The following is a 10,593-nucleotide window of genomic DNA, read 5'->3' as shown; positions in this document are numbered from 1 at the left end:
GTGTCCCGGGTCAACAAAACCCGGTTCACCATGGTGCGATTCGGTAATGTGCTCGGTTCTTCCGGTTCGGTGATTCCGCTGTTTCACAAGCAGATCAAGTCGGGCGGCCCGCTGACGGTCACGCACCCGAAGATCACCCGTTACTTCATGACCATCCCCGAGGCCGCCCAGTTGGTGATTCAGGCCGGCTCGATGGGGCAGGGCGGTGATGTGTTTGTGCTGGACATGGGCGAACCGGTGAAGATTGTCGAGCTGGCCGAGAAGATGATTCACCTGTCGGGTTTGAGTGTCCGTTCGGACAAAAATCCTCACGGCGACATCGCCATCGAATTTACCGGGCTGCGTCCCGGTGAAAAGCTCTACGAAGAGTTGCTGATCGGTGACAACGTAGCGGCCACCCAGCACCCGATGATCATGAGCGCCAATGAAGACCACCTGCCCTGGGAAGTGCTCAAGGGCAAGCTGACGGAATTGCTGGCGGCTGTCGAACGGGATGATTATTCGCGGGTCCGCCAACTCTTGCGCGACACCGTCAGCGGTTATGCGCCGGATGGTGAGATCGTCGACTGGATCTACCAGCAACGCCGCCTCGAGCCCTGATTGTTACACACCCTGTAACTGATACATTTTTGACAGGCTCACAGCATGACCTAGGTTTGGGAGGCAGCTTCGGAAAAGCTGCTTCTTACTTATCGATGTCATGGAGCGTCACTTATGCGTACAGGCTATTTCTACTCTCTGGTTTTTGCCCTGCTGACCAGCGCCTCTATTGCTGCTATCGCTGCGCCGGCGACCAAGGCTGAGGCTGTAACCGCGCCATTGGCAGTTCAGGTTGCACCGTCCGGGGAGGTTGCAAAAGTCGATCTCAATGCTGCGGATGCAACGACACTACAGCGAGAACTCTCCGGGGTAGGTGAGGCCAAGGCCAAGGCGATTGTTGCGTATCGCGAGAGTAATGGGCCATTTGCATCGGTGGATGAGCTGTTGGAGGTCAAGGGCATCGGCAAGGCGATTCTGGACAAGAACCGCGACAAGCTTGAGGTGAACTGATTCGTAGACGCTAGCGTCCGAGGCCGGTCATTGACCGGCCTTTTTTATTTCTGGCGATCAATTTCCAGGAGGGCAGAGCAATTTCGCCTTTTGTCCGGAAATAAAAATTACTGTTGTAATATTTTGTTTGGATTATGCCTATAATAAAACCGTCGCCGGTGCAGGTTTTCTGAACCTGGGGCATTCAACATTCTTCAGGTATTTCCCAGGAGCGCAGCTATGATTTCCATTCAGTCCAAAGGTACTGCTCTGATCACTGGCGCTTCATCCGGTATCGGTGCAATTTATGCCGAGCGGTTGGCGGCGCGTGGTTTTGACTTGTTGCTGGTGGCTCGCGATGAGCAACGTCTTCAGGCAGCAGCAACCCGGTTGCGAGCCGAGCATGGTGTGCGGGTCGAGGTGCTGATGGCGGATCTCACGCTCAAGGCTGATTTGTTGGCGGTGGAGCAGCGTCTGCGCAGTGACTCCGGCATCAGCCTGCTGCTGAACAACGCGGGTATCGCGGCGGATGGCTCTTTGGCCAGTGCCGACACCGATCAGCTGGAGCGTATGATTCAGCTCAATGTGGTGGCGGTGACACGTTTGGCTGCTGCGGCAGCCGCGAATTTTTCGGCGGTCGGGCGCGGTTCGATCATCAACCTGGCGTCGGTGGTTGCGCTGATTCCCGAGCGCTTCAACGCGACCTATAGCGCGACCAAAGCTTACGTGCTGAGCCTCACGCAGTCGTTGAATGCTGAACTGAGTGGTTCGGGCGTGCAGGTTCAGGCGGTGTTGCCAGGGGTGACACGCACCGAAATCTGGGAACGTTCAGGGATTGATGCCAGCGCTATCCCGGCAGAAATGGTGATGGAGACAGGGGAGATGGTCGATGCGGCATTGTCGGGATTCGATCAGGGTGAGTTGATCACCATTCCTTCGTTACCGGAGGCTGGAGAGTGGGACGCCTTCGTTGCCGCGCGTTATGTGATGGCTCCGAATTTGTCCAGGCACACCGCTGCCGCACGGTATAAGTGAGGCACCATGAATCGGCTTGAGGTAGTTGCGGCATGAGTGATCGTCGAGTGGTTGTAACAGGGATGGGGCTGGTGTCTCCGTTGGGTAGTGGCGTCGAGGTGGTCTGGGCGCGCCTGTTGTCTGGACGCTCCGGGTTGCGGGTTTTACCGGACGAGGTGATCGCCGATCTACCGACCAAGGTTGGTGGCGTCGTGCCGACCCTGGCAGAAGATGCTGAAGCGGGTTTTGATCCGGATCTGGCGACACCACCCAAAGAACAGAAGAAGATGGACCGCTTCATTCTGTATGCCATGGAGGCTGCGCGTCAGGCACTGGAACAGGCTGGTTGGCAGGCGCGGGACGCCAATGCCCAGGAGCGGACTGCAACCATCATCGGTTCGGGGGTGGGCGGTTTCGGCGCGATAGCCGATGCAGTGCGCACCACGGACAGTCGAGGGCCGCGGCGTTTGTCGCCGTTCACCATTCCTTCGTTTCTGGTCAACCTTGCTGCCGGCCACGTGTCGATCCAGCATGGCTTCAAAGGCCCGTTGGGCGCACCGGTCACGGCCTGCGCGGCCGGGGTTCAGGCGATCGGTGATGCGGCGCGGTTGATCCGTTGTGGTGAGGCGGATATTGCGGTGTGCGGTGGAGCGGAGGCGGCGATCGATCGCGTCAGTCTTGCCGGGTTTGCCGCTGCCCGGGCCTTGTCCAGCGGCTACAACGAAGCTCCCGAGCGTGCTTCGCGGCCGTTCGACAGTGGCCGCGACGGCTTCGTGATGGGGGAGGGCGCCGGTCTCTTGGTGATCGAATCCCTGGAGCATGCCTTGGCCCGTGGTGCTCAACCGATAGCCGAGCTTGTCGGCTACGGCACCAGCGCCGATGCCTATCATCTGACGGCTGGCCCCGAAGATGGCAACGGTGCGCGCCGGGCAATGTCGCTGGCGTTGGCCCAGGCGGGCATTTCAGCGGCACAGGTCCAGCATCTCAACGCTCACGCAACCTCGACGCCGGTGGGGGATCTCGGGGAGCTGGCGGCCATCAAGTCATTGTTCGGAACGACCAATGAGGTGGCGGTGACGTCGACCAAGTCGGCCACCGGACATTTGCTCGGCGCCGCCGGTGGAATCGAGGCGATCTTCACATTGCTGGCGATCCGCGACCAGATCGTGCCCGCCACCCTCAATTTCGAAAACCCGGACCCCGCCGCTCAAGGAGTGGACATCGTCCACGGTCAGGCGCGGCCGATGGCTATCGAGTACGCATTGTCCAACGGCTTCGGCTTTGGCGGGGTCAATGCCAGCGTGCTGTTCAAGCGCTGGCAGGGCTAGTTCCGGGGTTGTTTGAGAAAGACGCGAGTGACGTCGAGAATCCTCTGAGCCAGCTCGGGATTCTCGACGCTGCGTGACAACAGCAATGAGCATGAATAGCGCCCTGGCTCGAGCGCGACCGGCTCATTCGCGATCTGTTGGTCGAGGGTGACAAGCCCGGTGCATGCGAAGCCCTGAGCGATTATCTCGACGATTGCGAACAGTAACTGCTCGAGATGTTCAACCATCCTTCCCGTCACTGATCGAGGACTCATGCCATGTACAAAGACTATCCCGCTGCTTATCAGGTCAGTAAGGGCTCGGCGTTACAGGTCGATAAAGCCTTCTACGAGCGGATCCGCGATACCGCGTCCGGGCGCACGCTGATCGAACAATTCGAAGTGCCGATCCGTACCGGACGCGCCTGGCACGTTCCGGCGGGACATGTGTTCCGCGTGACCACGCCGGTGGGCCCGCAAGTGGGGGACTTCAATGTCTGGAATGCCAACGACCCGCGCGAGCGGCTGTGGGCGGCACGGACCCGGCAATTGCAGGGCGCCCATGTCAGCACCCATGACCGGCTCTGGTCGAACCTGCCATTTCTGCGACCGTTGGTGACCATCACCGACGATAGCCTGGCCCACTATGGCATCGACGAACACGGCGGACGTTTGCACGATTTACTGGGCACACGCTGCGATCCCTATGTGAACAAGATGCTCACCGGCGAGGACTTCCATCACCACTGCCATTCGAACCTGACCCGCGCCGTTTTACCTCACGGTTTGACCGAGTTCGATGTGCATGACGTGCTGAACATCTTTCAGTGCACGGGGCTCAACCATGACGATATGTACTTCATGAAGGCCTGTCCGGCGCAGAAGGGTGACTATCTGGAGTTCTTCGCCGAGATCGACTTGCTCTGTGCCTTGTCGACCTGTCCGGGCGGCGATTTGTCGCTGCCGATGTGGGGGCCGGATGCACAGGATCCGTTAAGTGTCTGCCGACCGTTGGGCGTGGAAATCTATCGCTTGGAGGACGCCTTGCTCAAAGGCTGGAGCCAGCCTGCGCGGGCTGCGTACAAGGGGCTGCACGGCTTGCATATCGCCAAGGCGGATTGGGAAGTGTAGGAACTGGCGAAGCCTGCGATCTTTTGATTTTCAGCGCATTCGAAAACGACAAAAGATCGCAGCCTGCGGCAGCTCCTACGGATTGTTCAACGATCCTGAGCGTCCTTGGCGTCCATTTCCGCGTTGCGCTCAGCGACGCGTTTACGTTGCTCATCGGTCAGTTCCACCTTGTTCGCGGTGTCGCGCAGCATCATCAAGCCACCGACGATCGATCCGATAGCAACCACCAGAATCAACCAGGCATACCAGGGCATAGGGCTCTCCTTAAGGGCAGGTTTCGACGCGAACGGTTTCGCGTCAACGCCGTGCCTATCCACTTTGAGTCACGACGTTTCTCAGTGGTTCCATTCTAGGCCTGTTCTGCCTGGGTCACCTCATCAAAGACCGGTCAGCATCGCATCGGCCGGGGCATCGGCCCGCAGCTGTGCGGTGAGCAGGAAGTAGACAAAGCCGACGGCCATGAAACCGAGGAAGATCGCCCCGATCAGCGCGTTGAACCAGGCCATCGCCACCAGGCAGACCACCGCCAGGAACAGCGCAATGCCTGGCACGATCGGATAACCCGGGGCGCGAAAGGTGCGCTCCAGCAGCGGCTCGGTTTTCCGCAGTTTGAACAGGCTGAGCATGCTCATGATGTACATCACGATGGCGCCGAATACCGCCATGGTGATCATTGCCGCGGTCAGGGTCATGCCGCCGAGGTTGATCAAGCCGTCGCTGTAGATTGCCGCGATACCGATCAGGCCGCCGGCGATGATTGCCCGGTGTGGTGTCTGGAAGCGTGACAGCTTGGCCAGATACGTCGGCAGGTAACCTGCGCGGGCCAGGGCGAAGAACTGTCGCGAGTAGCCAAGGATGATCCCGTGGAAGCTCGCCACCAGCCCGAACAGGCCAATCCACACCAGCATGTGCAGCCAGCCGGAGCTTTCACCGACCACGGATTTCATCGCTTGCGGCAACGGATCGTTGATGTTCGCCAGGGTCCGCCAGTCACCCACGCCACCGGCAAAGAACATCACACCCATGGCCAGCAACACCAGGGTCAGAATGCCGCTGATGTAGGCCTTGGGAATCGTCCGTTTCGGGTCCTTGGCTTCTTCGGCGGCCATGGCCGCGCCTTCGATGGCGAGGAAGAACCAGATCGCAAAGGGAATCGCCGCGAACATCCCGGCGATTGCCGGTGCACTGAACACATCGGAACCGGCCCAGCCATTGAGGGCGAAATTGCTGAAGCTGAACGCCGGGGCGACCACGCCCATGAACACCAGCAACTCGACGACGGCCAGCACACAGACCACCAGTTCGAAGGTCGCCGCCAGTTTCACACCGAGGATGTTCAGGCCCATGAACACGATATAGGCGCCGACCGCCGCGTGTTTCGGGTCGAGGGCGGGGAACTGCACGTTCAGGTAGGCGCCAATGGCCAGGGCAATGGCCGGTGGCGCGAAGACGAACTCGATCAGCGTCGCCAGGCCGGCGATCAGTCCGCCTTTTTCACCGAAGGCGCGGCGGCTATAGGCGAATGGGCCACCCGCATGAGGGATGGCCGTGGTCAGTTCGGTGAAGCTGAAAATGAAGCAGGTGTACATGGTCGCAACCATGAACGAGGTCACCAGAAAGCCGAGAGTCCCGGCCACACCCCAGCCGTAGCTCCAGCCAAAGTACTCGCCGGAAATCACCAGCCCGACCGCGATACCCCATAAATGCAGGGTGCCCAGTGTGGGTTTGAGTTGTGTGTTCATGCGTTTCTCCCGCAGAGGTATGGAAAAGCTCGGGGGAGGGCGTGTGCAGTGGGCGTGCCAGTGTTGCGACAGCGGTCGTAAAGGACAAAAAGGCGTCGTATCGAGGATGTTTGCAACCAGATGTAGTGTTTTTGTGCGCCAGTTGGGAGCGTTGGTGTCTGTTATGCCGCCTTCGCGAGCAAGCTCGCTCCCACATGAGCATCCGATTGTCGATGCACCGCGGACCCCCTGTGGGAGCGGGCTTGCCCGCGATGAGGTCAGTCGGCACACCGCTGTAACTCCCGCGTAAAGCCAGTCTTTACGCTTTCTTTATGCCGCGCCCAACCCCTCGCTCTCGTTCCTTTACAGCCTTCCTGCGGACAATTGCTGCACACGCGGCAATCGCCGTACGACGGAGAAATTCCATGAGCATTCTGGACGGGGTGTCCCTGCTGTTGGCGGTGGGACTGTTCATTTATCTACTGGTTGCGCTGTTGCGCGCGGATCAGAACTAGGAGCGGCTATGCACAGTTATGACTATTGGCTGATCCTCGCCTTCTTCGCCGTGGTGCTGATTCCGGCACCGTTTCTGGGGCGTTTTTACTACAAGGTGATGGAAGGCCAGCGTACCTGGTTGACGCCGATCCTCGGGCCCGTGGAGCGCGGTTGTTATCGCGTGGCCGGGGTCGACCCGCAGAGCGAACAGAGCTGGCAGAAATACACCCTGGCGTTGCTCGCGTTCAACCTCGCGGGCTTTTTGCTGTTGTTCGCGATCCTGTTGTTCCAGGACTACTTGCCACTCAACCCGCAAAACCTGCCGGGGCAGGAGTGGACGCAGGCGTTCAACACTGCCGTGAGCTTCATGACCAACACCAACTGGCAGTCCTACAGTGGTGAAGCGTCCCTGAGCTACCTGAGCCAGATGGTCGGCCTTACCGTGCAAAACTTCGTCAGCGCCGCCACCGGCCTGGCCGTGCTGGTCGCCTTGTGCCGTGGCATTGGGCGCAAATCGGCACAAACCCTGGGTAACTTCTGGGTCGACATGACCCGCGCCACCCTCTACGGTCTGGTGCCGCTGTGCCTGCTGCTGGCGCTGTTCCTGGTCTGGCAGGGTGTGCCACAAACCTTCGCGCACTATGTGAATGCGCTGACGATGCAGGGCGTGGATCAAGTCATTCCACTGGGTCCTGCGGCCAGCCAGATTGCGATCAAGCAACTGGGCACCAACGGCGGCGGCTTCTTCGGTGTCAACTCGGCACATCCGTTCGAGAACCCGACGGCCTGGAGCAACCTGTTCGAAGTCACATCGATCATCCTGATCCCGGTGGCGCTGGTGTTCACCTTCGGCCATTACGTCAAGGACCTGCGTCAGAGCCGGGCGATCATCGCCTGCATGCTCGCGCTGTTCCTGATCGGTGGTGCGGTGTCGCTGTGGGCTGAATACCAGCCGAACCCGACCCTGAACAACATTGCGGTCGAACAGACTGCACCGCTGGAAGGCAAGGAAGCACGTTTCGGCACGACCGCCACGGTGCTGTGGTCGGTAACGACCACTGCGGCCTCCAACGGTTCGGTCAACGGTATGCACGACAGCCTTAACCCACTGAGCGGCATGGTCGCGCTGATCAACATGATGGTCGGCGAAGTGATCTTCGGCGGCGTCGGTGCCGGGCTCTACGGCATGCTGCTCAACGTGCTGATCGCGGTGTTCCTCGCCGGTCTGATGATCGGGCGTACTCCGGAATACCTCGGCAAGAAGCTGCAAGCCAAGGAAGTCCAGTTGCTGGTAGTGACCTTGCTGGTGATGCCGGTCGGTGTGCTGGTGCTAGGCGCGATTGCGGCGAGTCTGCCAGGCCCTGCGGGAACCATCAGTAACCCCGGCCCCCACGGTTTCAGTCAGTTGCTGTACGCCTACACCTCGGCCAGCGCCAACAACGGTTCGGCATTCGGCGGCCTGAACGCCAACACGCCATTCCACAACCTGATGCTGGGTCTGGGCATGTTGATCGGGCGCTTCGGTTACATCCTCCCGGTACTGGCCCTGGCTGGCAGCCTGGCAATGAAGAAAACCGCACCGATAGGCCAGAACAGCTTCCCGACCCATGGCCCGCTGTTCGTCACTTTGCTGACCGTGACCATTTTGCTGGTGGGTGGCCTGACCTTCCTGCCGACCCTGGCGTTGGGTCCTATCGCTGAACACCTGAGCATAGGCTTCTGAGGGATTTGATGATGAATATGCCCGTTCGTGTATCGAAAAAAACCGCACCGCACGCTGTGCCGGCTCAACCAGTCGAGCAACCGAAAACCGCGATCTCGGCCCTGTGGCGGCCGGCGCTGGTGCAAGCCTTCGTCAAGCTCGACCCACGGCAATTGAAGCGTTCGCCGGTGATGCTGGTGGTCGAATTGACCGCGATCCTCACCACTGTGTTGTGCGTGATGCCAGACCCGGCAGTGCCGACCTTTGTGGCGGCGCAAATCGCCCTATGGCTGTGGTTCACCGTGTTGTTCGCGAACTTCGCTGAAGCCTTGGCCGAAGGTCGCGGCAAGGCCCGCGCCGATAGCCTCAAGGCCGGCAGCGAGGGCTTGAGCGCTCGGCGTAAAAAAGCCGATGGCAGCTTTCAGGTAGTGCCGGCAGTCAGCCTGCGCAAAGGCGATGTGGTGCGTGTCGAAGCCGGGGAGATGATTCCCGGTGACGGTGAGGTCATCGAAGGTATCGCTGCGGTTAACGAAGCGGCGATTACCGGTGAGTCCGCGCCGGTGATTCGCGAGTCGGGTGGTGATCGTTCGGCGGTCACCGGCAACACTCGATTGGTGTCTGACTGGTTGTTGGTGCGCATCACCGCCAACCCCGGCGAGTCGACGCTGGATCGCATGATTGCACTGGTCGAAGGTGCCAAGCGTCAGAAAACCCCGAACGAAGTGGCGCTGGATATTCTGCTGATCGGCCTGACCATGATCTTCCTGGTGGTGGTCGTGACCCTGCAGCCATTCGCCCACTTCGCCAACGGCAACCTGCCGCTGGTGTTCCTGGTGGCGCTGCTGGTGACGCTGATTCCAACCACCATTGGCGGCTTGTTGTCGGCCATCGGTATCGCCGGCATGGACCGTCTGGTGCGGTTGAACGTGATCGCCAAATCCGGCCGTGCAGTAGAAGCGGCGGGCGACGTGCATGTGTTGCTGCTGGACAAGACCGGTACCATCACTTTCGGTAACCGTCGTTGCACCGCTATCTACGCAGCGCCCGGCGTCAGCGCCAAGGAGCTGGCTGAAGGTGCGTTGTTCGCCTCGCTGGCCGACGACACGGCCGAAGGCAAGTCGATCGTCGAGTACCTGCGCGGACTTTATCCACAGGCTGAACCGTCCGCTGAAGTACTGACCGTTGTGCCGTTCAGCGCCGAAACCCGCCTGTCTGGTGTCGACTACCAGGGACGCGTCTACCGCAAGGGTGCGGTGGATTCGGTACTGGCTTTCGTCGGTCAAAAGCGCGCCGACATGCTGCCGCCGATGTCCCGGGAAATCGACAAGATCGCCCAGAGCGGTGGTACGCCGTTGCTGGTGTGTGCCGAGGGCAAGTTGCTCGGTGCGATCCACCTCAAGGACGTGGTCAAACCGGGCATTCGCGAGCGTTTCGCCGAGCTGCGCAAGTTGGGGATTCGCACCGTCATGGTGACTGGCGACAACCCGCTGACCGCTGCGGCGATTGCCGCGGAAGCCGGTGTTGACGATGTGTTGGCCGAAGCCACGCCGGAGAAAAAACTCGCCCGCATTCGTCATGAGCAGAACGACGGTCGTCTGGTCGCCATGTGCGGTGATGGCGCCAACGACGCACCGGCGCTGGCACAGGCTGACGTCGGCATGGCGATGAACGACGGGACGCAGGCGGCTCGTGAAGCGGCAAACATGGTCGACCTCGACAGCGATCCGACCAAGCTGCTGGACGTGGTGCAGATCGGTAAAGAATTGCTGGTGACCCGTGGCGCGCTGACGACGTTTTCCATCGCCAACGACGTGGCCAAGTACTTCGCGATTCTGCCGGCGCTGTTTGCTTCGATCTACCCGCAACTGGGCGTGCTGAACATCATGCACCTGACCAGTCCGCAGAGCGCGATTCTCTCGGCCATCGTCTTCAACGCCTTGATCATCGTCGCGCTGATCCCGCTGGCGTTGCGCGGGGTACGCGTCCAGGCCGCGAGCGCGGCGGCGTTGCTGCGGCGCAACCTGCTGATCTACGGGCTGGGCGGAATTCTGGTGCCGTTCGCGGGCATCAAGGCGATCGACATGCTGTTGACGGCGTTGCATCTGGTTTGACCTGGCATGGCTGTGTGTCAGGCACGCCGCCTTCGCGGGCAAGCCCGCTCCCACAGGGTTCTGTGGCGCTTTTGTGGGAGCGGG

Annotated in this window: 10 protein-coding genes and 1 pseudogene; 8 read left to right on the top strand and 3 right to left on the bottom strand. The window is 60.4% G+C overall.

Annotated elements, in window-relative coordinates:
- The 4 genes from BK659_RS24320 to fabF form a co-directional block, all read left to right on the top strand.
- A partial coding sequence (locus BK659_RS24320; protein ID WP_148050451.1) for a polysaccharide biosynthesis protein occupies nucleotides 1–600 on the top strand: 600 nt, incomplete at its 5' end.
- 114 nt (nucleotides 601–714) lie between these two features.
- The gene (locus BK659_RS24315) at nucleotides 715–1,050 is read left to right on the top strand and encodes a ComEA family DNA-binding protein (protein WP_123427829.1); all 336 of its coding nucleotides are present in this window, start codon (nucleotides 715–717) and stop codon (nucleotides 1,048–1,050) included.
- 219 nt (nucleotides 1,051–1,269) lie between these two features.
- Nucleotides 1,270–2,064, top strand: a complete 795-nt coding sequence (locus BK659_RS24310) for an SDR family NAD(P)-dependent oxidoreductase (RefSeq protein WP_123427827.1) — start codon at nucleotides 1,270–1,272, stop codon at nucleotides 2,062–2,064.
- Nucleotides 2,065–2,096: 32 nt separating this feature from the next.
- Nucleotides 2,097–3,371 (top strand): beta-ketoacyl-ACP synthase II, encoded by a 1,275-nt coding sequence (gene fabF, locus BK659_RS24305; protein WP_123427825.1) that lies wholly within the window; start codon nucleotides 2,097–2,099, stop codon nucleotides 3,369–3,371.
- Here fabF and BK659_RS24300 read toward each other — a convergent pair.
- Nucleotides 3,368–3,460: pseudogene (locus BK659_RS24300) on the bottom strand (TetR/AcrR family transcriptional regulator); the annotation flags it as partial. The gene fabF and the pseudogene BK659_RS24300 overlap by 4 nt on opposite strands.
- A 168-nt stretch (nucleotides 3,461–3,628) precedes the next feature.
- On the opposite strand from BK659_RS24300, the gene BK659_RS24295 reads away from it, so the two are divergent.
- Nucleotides 3,629–4,480 carry an urea carboxylase-associated family protein gene (locus BK659_RS24295; RefSeq protein WP_123427823.1) on the top strand — a complete coding sequence of 284 codons (852 nt, stop codon included), beginning with the start codon at nucleotides 3,629–3,631 and terminating at the stop codon, nucleotides 4,478–4,480.
- Between the two features lie 86 nt (nucleotides 4,481–4,566).
- On the opposite strand, the gene BK659_RS24290 is transcribed toward BK659_RS24295, so the two are convergent.
- Both BK659_RS24290 and eat read right to left on the bottom strand, forming a co-directional pair.
- Nucleotides 4,567–4,734, bottom strand: a complete 168-nt coding sequence (locus BK659_RS24290) for a DUF2897 family protein (protein WP_071554261.1) — start codon at nucleotides 4,732–4,734, stop codon at nucleotides 4,567–4,569.
- Nucleotides 4,735–4,857: 123 nt separating this feature from the next.
- The gene (gene eat / locus BK659_RS24285) at nucleotides 4,858–6,222 is read right to left on the bottom strand and encodes an ethanolamine permease (protein ID WP_123427821.1); all 1,365 of its coding nucleotides are present in this window, start codon (nucleotides 6,220–6,222) and stop codon (nucleotides 4,858–4,860) included.
- Nucleotides 6,223–6,626: 404 nt separating this feature from the next.
- Between eat and kdpF the strand changes: the two genes are divergently transcribed.
- Genes kdpF through kdpB form a run of 3 tightly spaced genes read left to right on the top strand, consistent with a single transcriptional unit; the run spans nucleotide 6,627 to nucleotide 10,509 of the window.
- On the top strand, nucleotides 6,627–6,716 hold the full coding sequence (gene kdpF, locus BK659_RS24280; protein ID WP_123427819.1) for a K(+)-transporting ATPase subunit F: 90 nt from the start codon (nucleotides 6,627–6,629) through the stop codon (nucleotides 6,714–6,716).
- 8 nt (nucleotides 6,717–6,724) lie between these two features.
- Nucleotides 6,725–8,419 (top strand): potassium-transporting ATPase subunit KdpA, encoded by a 1,695-nt coding sequence (kdpA, locus tag BK659_RS24275; protein ID WP_123427817.1) that lies wholly within the window; start codon nucleotides 6,725–6,727, stop codon nucleotides 8,417–8,419.
- Between the two features lie 17 nt (nucleotides 8,420–8,436).
- Entirely contained in the window at nucleotides 8,437–10,509 is a 2,073-nt protein-coding gene (gene kdpB, locus BK659_RS24270) for a potassium-transporting ATPase subunit KdpB (RefSeq protein WP_185015466.1), read from the top strand.
- Nucleotides 10,510–10,593: the final 84 nt, after the last annotated feature.

The organism is Pseudomonas brassicacearum, assembly GCF_003732225.1.
In the GTDB taxonomy this organism is placed as follows: Bacteria; Pseudomonadota; Gammaproteobacteria; order Pseudomonadales; family Pseudomonadaceae; genus Aquipseudomonas; species Aquipseudomonas brassicacearum_E.
This window is presented reverse-complemented; position numbering and strand designations above follow the sequence as displayed.